General features: G+C 35.5%; 19 protein-coding genes and 1 tRNA gene. 7 read left to right on the forward strand and 13 right to left on the reverse strand.

Annotation, left to right across the window (positions count from 1 at the left end; translation table 11 throughout):
• Nucleotides 1–38: 38 nt before the first annotated feature.
• Nucleotides 39–1820, reverse strand: a complete 1782-nt coding sequence (dnaG, locus tag ACGH46_RS07145; RefSeq protein WP_267352365.1) for a DNA primase — start codon at nucleotides 1818–1820, stop codon at nucleotides 39–41.
• Nucleotides 1821–1964: 144 nt separating this feature from the next.
• Nucleotides 1965–2180 carry a 30S ribosomal protein S21 gene (gene rpsU, locus ACGH46_RS07150; RefSeq protein WP_034882800.1) on the reverse strand — a complete coding sequence of 72 codons (216 nt, stop codon included), beginning with the start codon at nucleotides 2178–2180 and terminating at the stop codon, nucleotides 1965–1967.
• Nucleotides 2181–2369: 189 nt separating this feature from the next.
• Here rpsU and hemB point away from each other — a divergent pair, with 189 nt between their 5' ends.
• Nucleotides 2370–3380: a porphobilinogen synthase gene (hemB, locus tag ACGH46_RS07155; protein ID WP_411605011.1), complete on the forward strand. Its 1011-nt coding sequence runs from the start codon at nucleotides 2370–2372 to the stop codon at nucleotides 3378–3380.
• 312 nt (nucleotides 3381–3692) lie between these two features.
• Complete coding sequence (locus tag ACGH46_RS07160) at nucleotides 3693–4463, forward strand: hypothetical protein (protein ID WP_267352367.1); 771 nt, start codon at nucleotides 3693–3695, stop codon at nucleotides 4461–4463.
• Nucleotides 4464–4537: 74 nt separating this feature from the next.
• Here ACGH46_RS07160 and nudC read toward each other — a convergent pair whose 3' ends face one another.
• The 6 genes from nudC to epmB form a co-directional block, all read right to left on the reverse strand.
• Nucleotides 4538–5344 (reverse strand): NAD(+) diphosphatase, encoded by an 807-nt coding sequence (nudC, locus tag ACGH46_RS07165; RefSeq protein WP_411605013.1) that lies wholly within the window; start codon nucleotides 5342–5344, stop codon nucleotides 4538–4540.
• A gap of 63 nt (nucleotides 5345–5407) precedes the next feature.
• Complete coding sequence (gene yidC, locus ACGH46_RS07170) at nucleotides 5408–7036, reverse strand: membrane protein insertase YidC (protein WP_411605015.1); 1629 nt, start codon at nucleotides 7034–7036, stop codon at nucleotides 5408–5410.
• Nucleotides 7036–7293, reverse strand: a complete 258-nt coding sequence (gene yidD / locus ACGH46_RS07175) for a membrane protein insertion efficiency factor YidD (protein ID WP_267352429.1) — start codon at nucleotides 7291–7293, stop codon at nucleotides 7036–7038. Before yidD ends, yidC begins: the two co-directional genes overlap by 1 nt.
• A gap of 32 nt (nucleotides 7294–7325) precedes the next feature.
• Nucleotides 7326–7682 carry a ribonuclease P protein component gene (rnpA, locus tag ACGH46_RS07180; RefSeq protein ID WP_267352369.1) on the reverse strand — a complete coding sequence of 119 codons (357 nt, stop codon included), beginning with the start codon at nucleotides 7680–7682 and terminating at the stop codon, nucleotides 7326–7328.
• A gap of 11 nt (nucleotides 7683–7693) precedes the next feature.
• Nucleotides 7694–7834 (reverse strand): 50S ribosomal protein L34, encoded by a 141-nt coding sequence (rpmH, locus tag ACGH46_RS07185; protein WP_039105005.1) that lies wholly within the window; start codon nucleotides 7832–7834, stop codon nucleotides 7694–7696.
• A 200-nt stretch (nucleotides 7835–8034) separates the two neighbouring features.
• Nucleotides 8035–9060: an EF-P beta-lysylation protein EpmB gene (epmB, locus tag ACGH46_RS07190; RefSeq protein ID WP_411605017.1), complete on the reverse strand. Its 1026-nt coding sequence runs from the start codon at nucleotides 9058–9060 to the stop codon at nucleotides 8035–8037.
• Nucleotides 9061–9092: 32 nt separating this feature from the next.
• Between epmB and efp the strand changes: the two genes are divergently transcribed.
• Complete coding sequence (gene efp, locus ACGH46_RS07195; protein WP_034882790.1) at nucleotides 9093–9659, forward strand: elongation factor P; 567 nt, start codon at nucleotides 9093–9095, stop codon at nucleotides 9657–9659.
• Between the two features lie 158 nt (nucleotides 9660–9817).
• On the opposite strand, the gene trmL is transcribed toward efp, so the two are convergent.
• The 4 genes from trmL to thiI form a co-directional block, all read right to left on the reverse strand.
• A complete protein-coding gene (gene trmL / locus ACGH46_RS07200; RefSeq protein ID WP_411589935.1) occupies nucleotides 9818–10303 on the reverse strand; it encodes a tRNA (uridine(34)/cytosine(34)/5-carboxymethylaminomethyluridine(34)-2'-O)-methyltransferase TrmL in 486 nt (161 codons plus the stop codon).
• Nucleotides 10304–10315: 12 nt separating this feature from the next.
• Entirely contained in the window at nucleotides 10316–11698 is a 1383-nt protein-coding gene (gene cpxA / locus ACGH46_RS07205; RefSeq protein WP_411589936.1) for an envelope stress sensor histidine kinase CpxA, read from the reverse strand.
• A 28-nt stretch (nucleotides 11699–11726) separates the two neighbouring features.
• Complete coding sequence (locus tag ACGH46_RS07210) at nucleotides 11727–12446, reverse strand: response regulator (protein WP_065558927.1); 720 nt, start codon at nucleotides 12444–12446, stop codon at nucleotides 11727–11729.
• A gap of 140 nt (nucleotides 12447–12586) precedes the next feature.
• Nucleotides 12587–14035 (reverse strand): tRNA uracil 4-sulfurtransferase ThiI, encoded by a 1449-nt coding sequence (gene thiI / locus ACGH46_RS07215; protein WP_411605019.1) that lies wholly within the window; start codon nucleotides 14033–14035, stop codon nucleotides 12587–12589.
• Between the two features lie 179 nt (nucleotides 14036–14214).
• Here thiI and secG point away from each other — a divergent pair, with 179 nt between their 5' ends.
• The 4 genes from secG to ACGH46_RS07235 all read left to right on the forward strand — a co-directional run bounded on the left by secG (nucleotide 14215) and on the right by ACGH46_RS07235 (nucleotide 16763).
• Nucleotides 14215–14562, forward strand: coding sequence for a preprotein translocase subunit SecG (gene secG, locus ACGH46_RS07220; protein WP_267361386.1), 348 nt, complete (start codon nucleotides 14215–14217; stop codon nucleotides 14560–14562).
• A gap of 7 nt (nucleotides 14563–14569) precedes the next feature.
• A tRNA-Leu gene (locus ACGH46_RS07225) sits at nucleotides 14570–14655 on the forward strand.
• A gap of 568 nt (nucleotides 14656–15223) precedes the next feature.
• Entirely contained in the window at nucleotides 15224–15712 is a 489-nt protein-coding gene (locus ACGH46_RS07230; protein ID WP_267352374.1) for a hypothetical protein, read from the forward strand.
• A 400-nt stretch (nucleotides 15713–16112) separates the two neighbouring features.
• Nucleotides 16113–16763, forward strand: a complete 651-nt coding sequence (locus ACGH46_RS07235) for a LemA family protein (RefSeq protein WP_267352375.1) — start codon at nucleotides 16113–16115, stop codon at nucleotides 16761–16763.
• 288 nt (nucleotides 16764–17051) lie between these two features.
• Here the strand turns inward: ACGH46_RS07235 and mukB are convergent, their stop codons facing one another.
• Nucleotides 17052–21470: a chromosome partition protein MukB gene (mukB, locus tag ACGH46_RS07240; protein ID WP_411605022.1), complete on the reverse strand. Its 4419-nt coding sequence runs from the start codon at nucleotides 21468–21470 to the stop codon at nucleotides 17052–17054.
• Nucleotides 21471–21472: the final 2 nt, after the last annotated feature.

A 21472-nucleotide genomic window follows, 5' to 3' on the forward strand; every position in this document is an offset into this window, starting at 1 on the left:
AAAACGCGGTAAAATTTGGTTCTACATATACCCAATATTTAGTCTTTTTTCGATAAAACAAGTATAAGTGTCGCTAATTCTTTTTTCTCTGCGGTACTTAAGCCGGAGACTCTCTCTTTTGCGATCAGTTCATCTTGCCGTTGGGCGAGTATATTATCATATAACTCTTTTAACGTATGCGAAAAAATTGACTCTATTTGATTGTCTTGATAATGGTGCTCCCATATTGCTAACCGATTTAGTTGCTTATAAAACGGTTTATCAATATATTCAGTTAAGATCTGTGCAGTAGTTATATTTGGGTAATGTTGGCATAATTCAAGTAGTTCAATTAAAATTTCAATACCCGCCATTTTCACTTGACTGATAGCTTTAATATCGGTGACTAGCTTAGCAAGATAAGGGTACTGAATTAATAAGCCGATTAAAATACGCATAGTAGTAAGTTTTACCTGAGACACAGGCGTATTAACCACCGTGTTTGTATCGTTTTTAGTGCGACTTGCACGCAAAAATTGCTCAAGCTGAGACACATCAAGTAAACCCAAATATTTACCTAATTGTTGCAACAAGTTTAAACGGAATGCTTTTGCTTTTACTTGATCAATTAAAGGTAAAGCGAGTGAACTTAATTTAGATTTTCCTTCAGGCGTTTTTAAATCAACTTGTTTCAAAAGTTCATCAAATAAAAACTTAGATAAATTTGGTGCCGTTTGTAAATAGGACTCAAATCCATCTTTACCTATTTTTCGAACCAAACTATCCGGATCTTCATCTTGTGGTAAAAAAGCAAAAGTTATCTCTTTACCGTCAATTAAGCAAGGTAATAAAACATTGAGTGCTCGCCAAGCTGCACTACGCCCGGCATTATCGCCGTCGTAACAAAATAGGACTGAATCTGTTGCTCTAAATAACAGCTTGATATGCTCTTCAGATGTCGCTGTACCAAGTGCCGCAACAGCATAATCTATCCCAAATTGGGCAAGCGAGACAACATCCATATATCCTTCAACCACCATCAGTTGTTTAGGATTACGATTCACTTCTTGTGCTTCATAAAGACCATACAACTGAAACCCCTTATGAAAAATAGGCGTTTCGGGTGAATTAATATATTTCGCATTATCATTGATAATCGTTCGCCCACCAAAGGCAATCACATTACCTTGTCTGTCACGAATCGGGAACATAATTCGACCACGAAAGCGGTCATATTGGTTACCATTATCATTCGTGACTAACATACCAGCTTGATTATAAAGCTCGGCTTCTGCTTTGCTTTTAACCACGTTTTGTAAGGTTAATCGCCACTCATTTGGCGCAAAACCAATTTTATACCGATTGATAATTTCGGCATTCAATCCGCGTTGTTCAAGGTATTGATTGGCATCTGTTGATGTTGGTTGGGCTAATTGTTGCTGATAAAAATGGGTAATTTTAGCCATTAACGTATATAAATCTCGGCGAATATTTCGAGATTCAATATGTTTGGATTGGTCGATTTGCTTGTTTTCACTATCGACATAAGGGACACGAATCCCTTGCATATTGGCTAGCTCTTCAATAGCTTCTGGAAATGATAAACGTTCATATTGCATCAAGAAAGTGACGACAGAACCCGTCGCGCCACAGCCAAAGCAATAATAGATCTGTTTTTTTTCGTTAAGCGAAAAAGAAGCCGTTTTTTCATCATGAAAAGGACAACAACCAAAATAGTTATTTCCCTGTTTTTTCATTTTAACACGTTTACTGATCACATCTAGAATGCTAGATCGAGCTATCAGTTCTAAAATAAAATCGCGAGGAATTTGACCTTTCATAATGAACGTTCAACCAATATTGGCATTTTAGAAAGACAACAAGCCATACCTTGTGTACGGCTTGTAAGAATTCTTTATATTAAAAATATAACAAATTGATTTTTATATCAATTTAAATTTTAAGTATAAATAATCGCAAAAATATTAATATAAACGAGTGCGACGAGCGTTTTCTCTTTCTAATTTCTTAGCATGACGTTTAACAGCCGCTGCTTTAGCGCGTTTACGAATTGTCGTTGGTTTTTCGTAAAATTCACGGTTACGAACTTCAGCTAAAACTCCTGCTTTTTCGCAAGAACGTTTAAAACGACGTAATGCTACATCGAAAGGTTCATTTTCACGTACTTTAATTACTGGCATGTGCCTCTCACCTCAAAATTGGTTAATATCACAAAGGACTAAAAATTAGTGCGCAATTTTACCTCTAATCAACGTATGTTGTAAAGTAAAAATTTGATTTATTCTAATACAGCAAATTAATTTGCTAAACAGCTTTTGGCATCAGATAATTACTCTAATTTTAATAAGAAAAAATAAGCAGGAGCTTTTATGTCACCATTTATTACAGGTCAATATCCTAAGCGCCGACTCAGACGTAATCGGGCACAAGATTTTAGCCGACGTCTAATTGCCGAAAATAATTTAAGTGTTAATGACCTGATTTATCCGGTTTTTATTGTTGAAGGAAATCAGATTACTCAACCGGTTGCATCTATGCCAGGTGTAAACAGAATGAGCATTGATGTGTTATTGAAAGAAGCCGAACAAATTGTTCGATTAGGCATTCCGGTTTTATCTTTATTTCCCGCTATTGAACCTGAAAAAAAATCGCTTCTGGCACAAGAAGCCTACAATGAAAATGGTTTAGTCCCAAAAGCCGTACGTGCATTAAAAAAAGAATTTCCTGAGCTTGGCATATTAACCGATGTAGCACTTGATCCTTATACGACGCATGGACAAGACGGTATTATTAATGAACATGGTTATGTTCTAAATGATGTTTCTGTCGAAACACTTGTTAAACAAGCCTTGATGCAAGCTCATGCTGGTATTGATGTTATCGCACCAAGCGATATGATGGATGGACGCATTGGCGCAATTCGTGACGAACTCGAAGCCCAAGGTTTTCATAATACGCAAATAATGGCTTATTCCGCCAAATATGCCTCGAGTTTTTATGGCCCTTTCCGAGATGCAGTCGGCTCAGCTAAAAATATAAAAGGTGGAAATAAAAAAACTTATCAACTTGACCCATCGAATAGCGATGAAGCCTTGCAAGAAATTTATCAAGATTTAAGTGAAGGTGCTGATATGGTCATGGTAAAACCCGGCATGCCTTATCTTGATATTATTCGCCGAGTGAAAGACACCTTTGCCGTTCCGACTTTTGCCTATCAAGTATCTGGGGAATATGCCATGTTAAAAGCAGCAATTGAAAATAATTGGTTAGATGAAAAATCAGCAATTATGGAATCATTACTTTGCTTTAAACGAGCCGGTGCTGATGGCATATTAAGCTATTTCTCTAAACAAGTTGCCGAATGGTTAAATAACACTTAACAAAATTAATTTTAACCATTTATAAAATTGACATGCATAGATTTGCATGTCGATTTTTACCCGCCTCTTTATTTAAGATTTTGGTAAACATAAAATTAGTTAACCTATTATAAAATATCTAGATTTTAAAATCATCTTAATTGTTAATTGTCCATTAATTTAGTTTTCTTAAAATTTCAATATCGAGAAAAAATTTCTTAAAAAAACTTCAAAATTTACAAATCAGAATAATGTAAAAAAGTGTTAGCTCACCTACTTGTTAAGCTAAATATCTGATAATATTTGTGATAACAAGTGATTAGGGAGTAATAAATGATTTATGAATTAGTTCCATCTGAATTACACAATGATCTTAATAATTTTCTTCATAACTTAAGAAGAATAACTCTGCAACGTTTTGAAGCATGTCCATTTTGTGGTAAAAGCGATTTTTATTTGATTCGGACAAACCCGACCAACACTTATCGTTGTAAAGCATGCAATAAGTATTCTACCGCGGCGACGAATACTCCTTTCAATCGTTTGACACCATTTAATTGGTTAGAAATAATATTCACTTACCGTATAAAAAATAAAAGCTATCAATATATTGCCAAAAAATTAGCATGTTCACTTGAAAAAGTTATACGACGCGATCATGCAATCATTCAATATTTAAAAATAAATTATACTTGTTTATACAGGTGGTATACCGATAATAAACAAGCCAAAATCACCACAACCTTAGAAGAACAACATCAAGTCATGAACACCAAAATAATGGCATTACTCAATGAAAAAACGCCTACTTGTCTCCATTGTGGATCATCAGAAACAATCAAAGTCGGAACACGAACATGCTATCGATGTAAACGTTGCCGACAAAGTTTTAATATTTTAGGTGATACCCAATTAAATAAATTACCTAGAGCAGACTTATGGTTACAATTTATCGATTTATTAGTATCAGGTGAAAATAATTTACAAATCGAAAAAAAGATGAATTTTAGCAGTAACACTGTCAGACGTTGGCGTTCTGCATGGTGTGACATGATGAAAAACTGGGATTGTAATGCATTAGCGGTATGGTGTAGCCGTCACTAAAATATGAATATTTTTAAGAAAACAAAATGAAAACGTTTAAACTTAAAAATATTCATTAAACCGATAAAACAACTTTAATCTTCACCAAATTTATCGTAATCACGACATAGCGCAATAGTATCTTCGATTAACCGTCTTGCTATTGTGCCATATTCTGGGATTTTAGGAAGATTGGAATAATGATACCAACCAGCATCAACTAATTCGTTTTTATCTATTTGTATCTCTCCGCTGTCATAATCAGCTAAATACGCCATCATTAGCGAATTAGGGAATGGCCACGGTTGTGATGCCACATAACGGATATTTTTTATTTGTATCTTGGATTCTTCGAAAACTTCTCGCTTAACGGCCATTTCCATTGTTTCGCCAATTTCAGTAAATCCCGCCAAGACAGTATATAAATCATCCTGATTATGACGAACATGCTTTGCAAGTAAAATTTTATTTTTATCTCGAATAGCAACAATGATAGAAGGTGAGATTTGTGGATAATAACGCTCTTTACAGTTATCACACATACAACACCATTCCGTCTTACTGATATACATCTTGCTTCCACAATAGCCACAATACTTGTGAGAACGATAAAATTCAGATAATTGAACTGCTCGCCCTGCCATATGGAATAATGACTGATCGGCTTCATAGGTAAGCAAAGATCGAATAGAACTCATAGAGTTTTTCATTTGATTGCAAATAAGCCAAGCCGTTTGTCCATTCCATTCACCGATTGGTTGTGCAAGCTCTTGAGTAAAACCCAGTTCATTTGCTTGTCCAAACGGCACTTTACCATTCGGTAACCATAGACGCCCATTTTGACTAACAAACCAATATCCCTTTTCATCTCCGGTTAAATGTAATTGTTGCTGTATATTCATAATTAATTAATACTCAAAAACAGATACGAAAAAGGAGGATTTTACTCCTCCTTCAAATTCTCATTATTTCTTTTTCTTTTCGTGAAGACCTTTTTTCTCTAATTCCCAATAGATAATACGTTGCTGCGCAATCGTAAATAAATTACTGACAATATAGTATAAAACTAAGCCAGATGGGAACCATAAGAAGAATACTGTAAAGATTAATGGCATATAGGTCATCAATTTTTGTTGTAATGGGTCTGTGACAGGTGTTGGTGACATCTTTTGAATTAAGAACATTGTCCCACCCATTAATAACGGTAAAATATAATATGGATCTTGTGCTGATAAGTCATGAATCCAAAGGGCAAATGGCGCATGACGGAGTTCGACACTATTACCTAACATATAGAATAATGACAAGAAAATTGGCATTTGAATCAACAGTGGTAAACACCCCCCTAACGGATTCACTTTTTCTTGCTTATAAAGCGCCATGGTTTCCATGCCCATTTTTTGTCGGTCATCACCATAACGCTCTTTTAACGCTTGTAAACGAGGTTGTAATAACTTCATTCTAGCCATTGAGCGATATTGCGCACGTGTTAATGGGAATAAAATACCACGAACGATAAACGTGATAGCAATGATTGCAATTCCCCAATTACCAACAAAACTTTGGATAAATTTCAATAAATAAAATAGAGGTTGAGATAAGAACCATAACCAACCATAATCCACAATTAAATCAAGATGTTTTGCTGTTTGCTTTAATTCGCTTTGAATTTCAGGCCCTAACCACAATTTTGCACTAATCGTTTGCGTACTGCCTGCTTGCACTGTCGTGGATTCACCTTTAAAACCAATGGTTGCTTGCGAATTCTTCGCTGCAGCTCGAGAATAGAATAAATTCTTCTGATCCTGTGTTGGAACCCAAGCCGATGCAAAATAGTGTTGCAACATCGCAACCCAGCCTGTTGTTGTTTCGATAGATAACGCTTTATTTTTAATATCATCAAAACTGTATTTGCTATAATTTGTATCAGCGCTAGAGTAAGCCGTACCACGGAAAGCACTTAGCCCTAATCCACCACCGCCTTCAGTCACGGCATCATGAGGTAACTCAATAGTCTGTTTTAACTGCCCATACATCGCAACTTCAACAGGCGTTGAACTTTGGTTATCAATTGCGTACTCAACATCAATTGCATAACTGCCACGATGTAACACATAATATTTAGTGTATTTCACGCCATTGATTTGATAACTGAGCGGTACGCACAGTTCATCTTGCCCGTCAGCTAACGTATATTCGGTCTGCGCTGTTTGATAAACAGGACGTTGAGAGTTTTGCGTCGCATTATCAGGGCCATCTTTACCGGTTAAACCACTTTCGGCAATATAAACATAATCAGGACGTGAGGTTAACAATTGGAAAGGTGTACCTGAATGGAGAGTCTGCTCATATTTTAATAATTGAGCCGCTTGCACATCACCGCCATAAGTATTAATGGTAAGTGAAAGAACATCAGATTTAACAATAATGCTCTTACCAAGCAGTGAAGCATCATTCGAATCATTATCACTAACATGTTGTGTCATTTGATTGGTAATAGGTGGTTTAGGGGCATGATCCTCTTCCCAAGCCTTCCAAATAAAAAACGATACAAAAAGTAAAGCAATAACTAAAATATTACGTTGAGATCCCATTAGTGTTTTTCTCTATTGTTTTTAATATTAGGAGGAACAAGATCTTCTCCTCCCTCATGTAAAGGGTGACATTTTAATACACGTTTCACTGTTAGCCAACCTCCTTTTAATAATCCAAAGCGTCTTAGCGCAATTATTGCATACTGAGAACACGTTGGGGTAAAGCGACATTTTGGACCAAATAAAGGGCTAATGACTTTTTGATAAACACGAATCATTAAAACAAAAATATTTATTATCAATAATTTACAAGCCATTACATGCTGTTTGATAATCAATAAAATTTTGTTCACATCTGGTGTTTGCCGACAATTTTTTGGCATAGTTTATCTAATGTAGCGAAAAGTTGTTGATTATCTAATTCTATAACAGGTTGCTTCGCCATTAAAATAAAATCAATGTTAGGTAATTGATGTTGATGATGACGGAAATACTCTTTAGCAAGTCGTTTGATCCGATTACGCTCATGTGCTCGCTTAACCTGCTTTTTAGCTATAGCAAATCCCAAACGTGGATGCGATAACTGGTTTTTACGAGTAATTAGCGTAAGGAAAGGCGATCCCGCGCGTGTGGATTCTTGAAAAACATAATTGAAATCAAAGGGAGTTAACAAGCGCAACTCCCGAGGAAAAGTGAGTTTAGTCACTCAACTTTAAATTAGCTAGAAACAGTTAAACGAGCACGGCCTTTAGCACGACGGCGAGCAAGAACTTGACGACCGTTTTTAGTAGCCATACGTGCACGGAAACCGTGAGTTCTGTTGCGTTTTAATACTGATGGTTGAAATGTGCGTTTCATGACGATTTATATCCAAATCTAATTTATCAACAAGTTGTAGAGTTAAAACTCCACAGCATTAATTAAAGAGGTCGGAATTATAGAGGCTATTTTATTTTTCGTCAATGAGATTTTAAAAGATAAATGATATAAAAATAACCTAAAATAGTCATCACTGCCGTAAGTATCAGATATCATGTCACCCTTTAATTTCGAATAAATTAATCATTAAAAGTTAGGACTCGCTTACTTTTTTCACCGCCGACTTCACGTGCTAATTTAGGAACTAAATAACCCGATACCTGTTCAGATAACTGCTTCATTAATTGTTTAGCGTGCTTGTCTTCTACTAAAAAATGAGCGGCACCTTGTACTTTATCTAATAAATGTATGTAATAAGGCAAAATACCATTATCAAACAGCTTATTACTCAATTGTGCTAACGTCGTCACATTATCATTAATATTTTTCAATAACACACTTTGATTAAGAACGGTCACATTATGTTGCTTTAATTGATTAACCGCTTGTGACACATCATCATCAATTTCATTAGGATGATTAATATGCGTGACAACAACAATTTGTAAACGACTTTTAGCAAAAAGTCGACAAAGTGTAGCGGTAATACGAGAAGGAATCACTACCGCTAAACGGGTATGAATGCGTAGCCGCTTAACATGCTTAATTTTTTCTAATTCACTGATTAAATAATCCAACTCATGATCTTTAGCCATTAATGGATCACCACCAGATAATATGATTTCATCAAGTTCTGGATGATTCGCAATATAATCTAATGCAACAGTAAGATTTTTTTTATTACCCTGATTTTCATGATACGGAAAATGTCGCCTAAAACAGTAACGACAATTAATTGCACACGCCGTTTTAGTCATCAACAAGGCTCGATTGTGATATTTATGCAATAATCCCGGAATGGCGTTATCTTGTTCTAGCAACGGATCGGCACTAAAACCACTAACTTCAATCATTTCATTATCATTACAAAGCACTTGTAACAATAGCGGATCCGTATAGTCACCCTTCTTCATTCGATGAATAAAAGCCATAGGAACTCGAAGCGGAAACTGTTTTTTCACTTGTTTCATTGACATAGAAATCGTATCTGGATCCAAATCTAAATAACAATAAAGTTGCTTGATATCGGTCACAACATTAGCAAGATCAAAAATCCAGTCATCTTTATTTGGTAGTTCAACTTTTTGCTGTATAATATGGCTCATTTTTGTAATTCAGAATGATAGTTGGAGCTTTTATGGCATCTTATAGTACTAATGAGTTTAAAGCCGGTCTTAAAATAATGCAAGATGGTGAGCCGTGCGTAATTGTTGAAAACGAATTTTATAAACCTGGAAAAGGGCAAGCAATTAACCGCGTTAAAATTAAAAAATTACTTTCTGGTAAAACCGTTGATAAAACGTTTAAATCTGGTGAATCTGTTGAAGCAGCCGATGTTGTCGATATGAACTTAACCTATTTATATACCGACGGTGAATTTTGGCACTTCATGAATAACGACACATTTGAACAATTATCTGCTGATGCGAAAGCGGTTGGAGACAACGCTAAATGGTTAGTTGATCAAGCAGAATGTATCTTAACATTATGGAACGGACAACCTATCGCCGTTACCCCACCTAATTTTGTTGAACTTGAAGTTATCGAAACAGATCCAGGTTTAAAAGGTGATACAGCAGGAACTGGCGGTAAACCGGCAACATTATCAACTGGTGCTGTTGTCCGTGTACCACTGTTTGTACAAATTGGTGAAGTACTTAAAGTTGATACACGTTCAGGCGAATACGTTTCACGTGTTAAATAAAATCGGTTAAGTATCTTAACGATTGAAAGAATATAGCGAGGCTTAAATAGTCTAGCTATATTCCAAACAACGCTCACAAAGTTACTTGTTAACATTGATAAAATATCTAAACTCTTTTTTATCCTTCATTTCCAGTTTTTCAAACAACGACTAAATAGTTATTTAGCACCGATATAACCTAATTGTCGCCATGATTCATAAACTACCACCGCAACGGAGTTAGATAAATTCATGCTACGGCTATTGGCTAACATAGGAATGCGAATTTTATGATCTTGTGGAAGCGCATCAAGTATAGAAGCTGGTAATCCCCGTGTTTCTGGGCCAAACATCAAAAAATCATTGTGTTTATAACTAACTTCACTATGTGACTTTTGCCCTTTTGTGGTTAATGCATAAACTTGGGTGGCTAAATCAAGTTGGTTTGATTCTAAAAAATGATGAATATTTTTATAACGTTTTACATCGACAAACTCTTGATAATCCAATCCTGCACGCCTAAGTTTTTTATCATCCCAAAAGAATCCCATTGGTTCAATAATATGTAAATTAAAGCCCGTATTTGCACAAAGACGGATAATATTACCTGTATTAGCAGGAATTTCGGGTTCGAACAAAACAATATTTAATGGCGCTTTAGACACAACAATTCTCTTCTATTTTTTATTTTGGATAGGCAATACTATCACAACTCTTAGTCCCCCTAACGGACTTTTCTCTGCTTTAACAGTTCCGTGGTCTCGTGTAATCGCATTACAAACAATAGCTAAACCTAAACCTGTCCCACCTGATTCACGATCTCGTGCTTCGCTGGTACGATAAAAGGGTCTAAAGATCTGTTCTAATTCATTATCTGCCACCCCTAACCCATCATCGTCAATAGTAATAGTTAGGTGTTTATGATGCGCGACAAAATCCACCACAATTTTATGATTTGAATAACGAAAAGCATTGCGTATTACATTTTCAAGCGCACTACATAACGCCGCTGGATAACACAAAATAGTCTGATTGCTGGGTGGATTCATAATTAAGAAATCTTTTCCAATTTGTTCTGCTTCAAATGTGGCATTATCAAGCACTTGCTTAAATAACACATTAATACTATTTAATTCCCGAATCTCATTATTATCATATTGATGTCTGGCTAATGATAATAAATCTCCAATCATGGCATCGAGTTTTAAGGCTTCATTATTAATACGAGTGACTTCTGTGCCTTCGCCTTGCTTACGACGCAATAATGATGCGGCAAGCTGTAAACGTGTTAATGGTGTTCGTAATTCATGAGAGATATCGGAAAACAAACGTTGCTGAGATTCTTGCATTCGTTTCAGTTCCCGTAACATATGGTTAAAACTTGCACCTGTTGCTTTATACTCAGAAGAACCAATTGTTTCGAGATCTGGCCACTCTTGTAAATTACCTTTAGCAACCTGATCAGCTGCACTTTTTAAACGTCTTGCTGGTTTTGCGATACTCCAAGATAACCAAAGTAAAAATGGCGAGCTAATTAACATCGTTAATGCTAACAACAAAAAGGGATGATCGAAGATAAGGCTAACAAACTGCGATTGAATATCCGATGCTGGTTGTAAAACATACAATTTATATTGCTCTTTAGCGTAATTAACCAGAAATGGACCGATGATTTCTTGCGAACCATAAATCTTTTTAGCAGGATCATCAACATTATGAGATTTTTCACTAAAGTTTTTTACTAAATCTATGTTTTTAGTATCTGCGGTTATGATTTGCTCATTGGGTGTTAAGATAAATAAGAATTGTTCGGATTTTTGATGATTATCCATAACAACAATAAAACGCATCCACCAACGAAAACTATTTTTAGGAACATTGATTAGCTCTTTTTCGAGCTGATTAGCGAGTATATTGCCAGTTTCTTTTTCTTTATTCGCCAAATAAGTTAAATTTCGGGAATCCAGAGTCGGCAAAACGATAATCAGCATCAAAAAAAAAGCTATTGTCAGTAAGAATATAGTGAATATTCGGATAGTCAGACGATCAAAAATCCACATATCTTCTTACCTTTTTAATAAACAACATCTAACTTTGTAACAGATCATCATTCTGATCTACGACAAATAGATAGCCCTTAGATCGCAATGTTTTAATCCACGGTAAGCCATCACTACGGGGTGGAAGCTTCTTACGTAAATTAGAAACATGAACATCAATTGAACGCGCAAGAGGAATAAACTCTTTACCAAGCACTGTTTCACTCAAGGTATCACGAGAAATTATTTTTCCTGCATTTTCAAGAAGTTTTAATAATATTTGAAATTCGGTGCCTGTTAATTCAATATATTTGTCATCAAAAGAAACAGATTGTTGCTTTCGATTAACGGTTAATTTATCAATCGTATATTGAAGAGACTTCTCACCAAAGCCACCAACTAAATTATCCCAACGTTTACGACGTAATAGTGCGTTAATCCGCGCAACTAACTCCCTATCATTAAATGGTTTCAAGATATAATCATCTGCACCAAGTTCAAGTCCAATAATTTTGTCAAACTCGTTGTCTTTAGCTGTTAAAAAAATAACTGGAACCGTGTATTTATTTCTAAGTTGAGATAAAACACTTAATCCATTCATTTCAGGCATCATAATATCAAGTAATATAAGATCAATGGTATTATCAAACTTATCTAAAGCCTGTACTCCATTATTAGCTGTTACAACTTCAAATCCTTCTAATTCTAATAATTCACACAACAACGAGGCTATCTCTGGATCATCATCAACTACAAGTAATTTGTTCATTACAACCCTCTTAATCCTATTGATTCATAATATTTATATTTTAATTAAAATTAATCCTATTATTGATATAGCTTTTATTTTTTCCTTACCGTTATTATATATGCAAAAAGTGCTAACAATATACAAAATTCTTAGCAATTTTATTCTTTAAATATTTTAACGTTACAAAAACCCTGTTCAATAAGGTATAAAGCCTGTAATTTACTCATTACACCTCGTGCACAATAAAGTAAATATTGCTTAGATTGATCTAAATCGCCGAATTGAGTGGCCAACTTATAAAATGGAATAAGCTTAACTTCAACATCGCTTAATTCAAGAGGCTGATCTTCTTGTTCATCTGGGGAACGAATATCAATAACCACATGTTCATCATTAAGTTTACTAACAGTTTCTACTTGCTTGATAGTTGTATCGGCTTGTTTAGCAATTTCGCGGATATCGATATTTTCAGCTTCGTCAACCGCCTTATCTAAAATAGAAAAATCAAAATTCAACTCTTCGGCTTCAATTTTTTCTTTTACTGCTTTCACGGTTGGACTTTTCGAAATCACACCACAAAATTCTGGCATCGTTTTAGCAATATCTTCCGTTCCAATCTGACGAGCAAGATTAATAATGGTTTCTTTATCATGCGTAATAAGAGGACGTAACACTAAAGTATCACTAACATTATCGATTAAGCGTAAATTGGTTAAAGTTTGACTTGAGACTTGCCCTAAAGCCTCACCAGTCACTAACGCTTCGACCTTATAGCGCTGAGCAATTTTTGAGGCAGCTCGAATCATCATTCGTTTAAGAATAACGCCCATTTGACCGTCATCCACCTTTTCAAGAATCTCACCTACCACGTCGGCAAAATCGATAGCAATAAAACGGACTTTATGCGAACTCCCAAAACGCTCCCATAAATAATGCGCCATCTGTTTAACACCAATTTCATGTGTCTTACCGCCAAGATTAAAAAAGCAATAATGAACACGACAGCCACGTCTAATGAGCATATAGCTTGACACACCAGAATCAAAACCGCCTGAAATTAACGAAATCACATCTTCTTGTGTGCCTGTTGGAAACCCACCAATACCATCATATCGACCTTTAACAAGCAACAACTTATCTTTATCAATTTCTAAATTAACGGTAATGTCAGGGCGAGTTAATTTCACTTTAGATGAAGCAACATATTGATTAAGCCCCCCACCGACATAACGCTCAACATCAATCGAGGTAAAATCATGTTTTCCTCGACGTTTAACCCTTACACAAAATGATTTGTTTTCGATTAACGGCGCATAGTAATTCAATGCTTTTTCGAATATGTCATGAATATCCACATAAGGCAGCTCATCGACCGCTAAAATATGATGAATACCGGGAATCCGGATTAATAAATCAAGAATTTGCGCTTCACTGTTGGCAACTTTTGGACGGACTTCAATAAAATCCCAATGACGAATAACCGCAACGTCTTCAATATGACGTTTCAAAATGTTACGAATATTACTGGTCAATATTTTTATAAAACGTAAACGAACAGATTCACTTTTAATGGTAATTTCAGGAAACAGCTTAACAATAAATTTCATAAAACAACGATACTATAATAAAAATGGCGACATTATACTGATTTTTACCCCGGAAACATACAATTGATTACGATAAATACAGAAAATAAGAAAATATACTTGCTTGTTTGTCACACTTTCGCTAATATTTCGCATCTATAAATTTTTGTTGTATAACACTTAAAAAGTGACAGGTTAAAATGTACGGAATTTTAATAGCAGGTTATTTGGTTATTGCTTTAGCAATAATTGTACTAGTATTAATACAGCGTGGTAAAGGTGCTGAAATGGGCTCTTCATTTGGGGCAGGTGCATCTGCAACCTTATTTGGTTCATCAGGCAGTGGTAACTTTTTAACACGTACAACTACCGTTTTAGGTGTGCTATTCTTTGCATTAAGCATTGTGTTATCTAACATGGTCGGTACCAGTAAATTCAGTCACATTGACGTGAATGAAAGTACGCCTGTGACAACACAACAAAATACAAGCGAACAAGCAACACAACAAACAACAAATGATAATCCGACATCGGATATTCCAAATTAATTACGGCGCCGTGGTGGTGAAATTGGTAGACACGCTATCTTGAGGGGGTAGTGCTCTAAGGGCATGCGGGTTCAAGTCCCGCCCACGGCACCAATTCAATAATCAGCAACATTCTTCAAAATCCTTTAAAAACACATCAAAATCAGCATAAATAAGCCTTAAAGCCTAGTTTGCTATTCTTCAAGCGTCCATAAGATATATTTAGAACCACATTATTTAGGTATACGTATCTCATAAAACTAAAAATCGTATCACTATGGCTTGTTTAACCAGCCCATTAACAGTTACTCAAATCAAAAAAGCTAAATTACAAGATAAAGATTATTCGTTATCAGACGGCAACAATTTAGTTTTGAGTTTAATTTGGTTTGATTATTTTTATTCCTTTGCTTTTGAATAAGGTTAAGGTATTGGTTGATATAAGGCTTAATCACTTAAATTATTCTCTTTTTTTAAATTGCGATTAATATTTGTTAATACTGGTTAATTTTTCTTATGTTATCACTACACTAACAAGAAATGACTACATATTATTTTCTTTTTAAGCTATTCTATTAAGTACGCTATAACTAATTTTTTTTGTTATAGCTTTTCTATTAGCCTTTAATCATTTGGCTATATTACTTAATCCAATTTACTAAACGAAACAATGGAATATATCATGAAAAAATTCATTCCTATATTATTCTTATGTAGTTTGTATGGTAGTAATAGTTATGCAGATGAAAGTCAAAATAGTTTCCAAAAACAACCTCAGTCACAAACAAATACCGATTATACTGAATATAAAGCTCATTTAGCCGATAATCTTTCTTTGTCATTTTTTGTTGATAGCCAAGAACAAAAAGCCATACCCGTGTTATTGAAAGATGGCAAAAAATATCAGCCAATTAGTATCAAATACTGTATTAAAAATTCTGATGCTTGCTGGCGACAAATTATTTATCATAATTCACTTTCTCATATTAGTTACAACCTTGATAAACCCGAAAGCAGAAAGAATTTATTGATATGGAAAATAGAGTATCTCGATAATGGTCAATTAGCTGAAACCGATTTTACACAGGCGCCAAAAACAGGAGCTTTACCTGATGGGGATGATGATTATGATCCGTATATCCTTTGGCAATCAGACTTGAGCAATTATTAGTTCAAAATAATGTCAGCAAATAAGTTAATATAATAAGGATTAGCAAATCGATAATTTGCTTTTTAATTATATTAACTTATATTTTTCTTTAAAAATGAAATTTAATCGGTCACCACAAATTAGAATTTTATTCTTCTAACTCAATTTGTATTGAAAACTCACGTTAATTTACTAAAAAATCATTTCTAAAATTATCTTTTCAAATCAATGATAATGGCGATAACTAAAATAAGAAATATCCTATGTGAATATCTAAATTTTCCTTAAAACTTAATCAGTTTCAAAAATTTTATAATTAACAACTAGTTGTTAAAATTGTATTTTTATGTTAATTTGCATCATCAATTTAACAATCTTATAGTTAGACATAAGAGTTATTGGATATTTAATAAGGATATGTATGTTATCAACTATTATTATTATTCTAATTTTTATCACCGGTTGGTTATTCTTTGCCTATAATAAACTACGTGGTTTAGCCGAAAATGTTAAGCAGACACAGGCTAATATTTATGCTACGGTCAAAAAGAGACAAGATATAGCACAACGACTTTCTGATATTGCTTCGAGCTATGGGAATCACGAAAAGCTTACACACTTTACCATTACTGAAAGTGACAGCATTAGCAACGCAGCTACCCGCACGTCACAAACTTCTCAGATATTAGGTAATGTTCAAATGTTAGCTAATCGATATCCTGATTTAAAAGCCAATACAACTTACCAACAATTAATGGTTCAATTAGATGAAATTGAAAACTCCGTTCTGATACGAAGAGAAGCTTATAATGCCGCAGTACAAGTATATAATTCCACTCGCGGTAGTGTTCCTCATCTATTCTATGCTAGTAAACTAGGATTTGGTGAAGCGGCCTATTTTGAAATGGATCAAAATGGTACTGAACAACAAGCATCGTTTAAAACCGACGATGGTAAAATATTAAGAGACACAATTGGTAGAATGGCCTCAGTAGCTTCAGGAAGGGTAAAAAAAATTAAAGAAAAAACAAATAATAACTCAGAAGATAATCAGTCCAATCAACAAAATTAGTTAATCCTATTTTTACACCTACAGCCTTGTTGTTTTATCAGAATAACAAGGTAATCTTCATTTATAATAATTTTTTGTTTTTCATCACAATTAATTAAATTTTCAGCATTCTATAGTTGTAGGTTTCAAAAATGAAGGTAAAGCACTCTTCTGGATATTGTTAACCCGTACCTAGTCAATTTCGATATTCTTTTTATTAAAAGCTAATTGATGAATTTAATATCAGACAATAACCTCTTTATCGACTTTCATCTATAAAGAGGTGGTATAAATCAATCCAGTATTCCGTTATGCAAAGCCTTTTAATCCAACCACATGAACATGTTCTTGATTGTTGATTACTTTACGTACCAGTTTGTAAGTTGTACCTTTTTCTGGACTAATGTTTTCAGGTGCAGCAATAATAAGCTGCATTTCTAACCGTTCACAAAGTTCAAAGAGTGTGGCAATAGACTTGGCATCAAGTCGAGCGGCTTCGTCCAAGAATAATAAACGACATGGTGAGATGTCTTTATTACGTAAGCGTTTGGATTCTTCTTCCCAACTTTGTATAACCATTAATAGTATTGACATACCGGTACCGATTGCTTCACCGGTTGATAATGCACCACTTTCAGCACGTAACCAACCATCTGCACCCCGATTAACTTCAACGTCCATTTCTAGATAATTGCGGTAATCAAGTAATTCTTCACCAATATTTTGTGCGGTTCGTTGTCCCATATCGATATGAGGATTTAAACGTTGATAAAGTTTTGCTAACGCTTCAGAGAAGGTTATGCGGTTATTGCTGAAGAGATCTTGATGCTCGTTCTGGTCATCTGCTAATGCCGCTAACAGTGATGAGTGAGCTTCACGAATCGTGACATTTAATCGTACGCCATTCACCTGTCCAAATGCCACCGCTTGTAAACCTTGGTTAAGCATACGAATACGGTTTTGTTCACGCTGAATAGTTTTACGGATAATATTTGCTACACTTTTTGAGCTGATCGCTAACTGTTGCTCACGTGAAGTTAATTCTTCGGTCAAGCGTGATAATTCAATTTCCATTTGTTCAATGGCTTCAATTGGGTCATCCGTTTTGACGATATCTTGGCGAATTCGCTCGCGAAGATGTTTATAAACGGCAATATAAAATTGAATTTTGCGTTCTGGTCGTTTTGGATCTTCGGATAGTCTTAATACATCACGTAAGTGCTCGTTGTCATTGACCGCTAAACGTAATGAACCTAACGCTTTATCCGACATTGAACGTAGTTCATCTGCACTTAAATAAGCCAGCTCACGTCGATGTAATCGTCGTTCAACACTGTTTTCTTTAACTAAACGTAATACTAAGCACCACCCTGCTTTGGCTTCAACAACTTGTTCTCTAAGCTGTTTATAATCCCGCAGTGTTTGTGCTAGTCGTTTTTGCATTTGCGTCATTTCGCTTTCACACATAATGAGCTGCTTTTCAAGCGACGTACAATGTTGACGATTACTATTCAGTTTTTGATGAATTTCATCACGACGAGCTCGAGCACGCTCTTCAGTGATCGCATCCGCTTTCACACCAATTTGATCTATTTCTTTATGCAGTTCATTAAGCATATCTCGTTTAGTTTCAAAGGCGCTTTTTAGTGAAGCTAACGTTTGATTATATTGATTATACTTATCTTGATATTGCTGCATTTGACTGCGTGCTTCAGTTCTTTGTGCTTCAACAATTTCTAATCGAGCGCGCAATTTTTCGTTCAAATCAGTATTTTCATTCAACATTCCAGCTGAATCTTCGTAACTAAAGTGAGCTCGGCGTTGCATCACTTCCGTAAGTGCAAAAACTTGCTGGCGAATAGTGTGTTGCTGGGCTTTAACGATGTTGTATTGTTCACGTAATGCTTCGTTTTGCTCAGGATCACTTTGTAATACAGCAACTAACGGTTCAAGCTCAGAAACGGTATGGCGATGACGGCTGACGTATTGCGCCGCATCTTGTGCTTCAGCAACCTGTTCACGCAATTCATCTACTCTATCCGCTAAATCATCATCAGCCAGTAAATGCATTTGAGCAACTAATCGGTTTACTGTCACTAATTGCTCTTTACAATTGGCAACTTGCTGTTGATTTTGTTTATCAATCGATTCTTGTGATGTTAATTGACGTTCAATTTCATTGCGTCTTGTCGCTAATTTTTGCGCCTCAGCTTCGGGATCGATATCAAAGGCAACCGATAAATATTCACCAATAAATTGACCAACATTTTGCTCAATACGTTGTAATTTTTGTAAATCAAATGAGAGATTAGCATAACGTTCATGCAGTTCATCTCGCTCTAATGATAGTTTTTCAAGATGAATTTCACGTGCTGCTCGCCCAAATAACGGAACTTTTGGAAAACTGGAGAAGCGCCATTGGCGTTCACCTGTTTTAACCAATACAGCCTTATTCATCTCTTCACAATCAAAAACACTATCATCAAATGAGGATGGATCACCTTCAATAAAATAGATATCTTCTGGATAATCTTCTTCACTGGTGGTCAGATTTTCAAGTTGTGCTTTAACTTGCGACAAATCCGGTACCACAATTGCTTGACGTGATGGGCCATATAACGCTGAGAAGTAAGGTGCATCATCAATGGTGACATCTTCGTAAATTTCAGAAAGTAATACACCATTAAATCGCTCAGCTAATGCCGATAAACGACCATCATCAACCCCACTTGGTTGATTAAGTTGTTCAATTTGAGTATCTAATTGATTTCGTTTGAACGTTATCTGATCGCGTTCTGTAACTAATGCGCGTTCTTGTTCAAGTAGCTGTTGCATATGTTGCGTAACAGCTTGACTGTGGGTAAAGCTTTGTCCAGTTTGCTCTTGTAGGGCAATTAAGGCATCTTGTGCTTTTATCCACATTGGTGCTTTTTGTCGATAATCCGCTATTTTGGATTGAATTTGTTCAAGTTCTTGTCTGAATTCGATTCGTTTTTCACTTGATTCATTGGCCAATATTGCGTTTTCATCAAGTTGTATTTCAAGTTCTTGTTTTAACTCGTCAAGTTGATCATATTCAATTTGGCGACCAATACGTTTACAGAATTGGGTTAATAGTGATTCGGCTTCTTTTTGTTCAAAAAAGCGTTGTTCTAATTCATCAAGTTGGAGTTGTAAATGTTCAGCTTGTTCAGCTTGATAACATTGTGACGGCCATTGTCTTAATGCTTCTTTCGCTGCACGCCAAGCATCACTACGAACAACATCGCCAACTAATTTCACCACTAATTGATATGCCCGATCAAATTGATTTATCGCCGCATCAGAAACACTGAGTCTTTGCTCCATTTCAAGCACTTGATCAGTTATTTCTTTTTGTTTTTCTTCAAAAACTTCAAAATGATTTTCGATATTACTTATGCCTAATTTGGGTAATTGACATAAAGATTGAGCATTTTTTAGTGCTTGCAGCGCTTGTTGATATTGAATTGCACGAGTTTGTTGTACATCAAGTGCTTGTTGATAATCCGCTAATTGCGTTTTGATTTCATCAACTTCGTGTTCGGTGTGTTCCACTTGATCTCGATAGGTTTGATACTGTTCATTCGCTTCAAGTACAACTTCATTTTGCTCTTCAAGTTTTAAATTGAGATCATCTAAATCAGCTTGATAACGGTCAATTTTTTCTTGTTGGCGTAGCGCTGTTTGCGCTAAATTAAGGTGATCATTGGCTGCTTGTAAGTCGGTTTCTAAGTCACTTTGTGCATCTTGGAACTCTTTAAGTTCTTTTGCCATTTCAACTTGGCGGAACTGGTTACTAATGAGCAAATCTTGTGTTTTGAACATATCACGACGTAAACCCAGCACCGATTCAATATGTACACGACGCTCGTTAGCATGACGCATATAATCCGCAGCCACGTAATCGGTTGATTCAGTGATAAGATGTTTAAATAGGTCCCGGTCAGATTGAGTCACCCGAATAGCTTCTAGTGTCATTCGGTTTTCACGAAGTGCCGCTTCCATATCCTGAAACGCTTTACGTACACCACTATTTTCAGGAAGTAAGTAATCACGAAGTGAGCGAGTAATCGCACTTGAAATACCACCATATAGTGACGCTTCAATCAATCGGTAATATTTACTACGATCGGATGAGGAACGTAAGCGCTTAGGTAATACACCAAAGTCAAACATAACCGAATGATAATCGGTAATTGAATTAAATTGCTTAAAGATAACGCCTTCTATTGTTTCGACTTTATCTTTTAATTCAGGCAAGGATAAAATTCTAGCTTGTTTATCATTTAAACGTTCGGTTACCAGTTCAGTTGGGCTAATGCCAACAGGTAAACCTTGTAATAGAAAAGGTTTGATATCGACTTTTTTATCACGCCCAGCCACTTGCTGTAATCGAACACCACATATAATTCGCTGATTACGTGAATTAATGACATCGAGCATGGAATAACAAACGCCAGGTTTTAATTTACCGTGTAAACCTTTATCACGTGATCCTGATGTTGCACCGGCTTCAGTAGTATTTCGAAAGTGTAATAGTGTTAAATCAGGAATTAATGCGGTCACAAACGCCGCCATGGTTGTGGATTTACCTGCCCCATTCCCTCCTGAAAGCGTGGTGACAAGTTGATCTAATTCAAATGTTCTGGCAAAAAAACCATTCCAGTTTATTAGGGTTAATGAGTGAAACTTACCGTGTCCAATCATAA

The sequence above is a fragment of the Gilliamella sp. CG22 genome (assembly GCF_046635725.1).
In the GTDB taxonomy this organism is placed as follows: domain Bacteria; phylum Pseudomonadota; class Gammaproteobacteria; order Enterobacterales; family Orbaceae; genus Gilliamella; species Gilliamella apicola_I.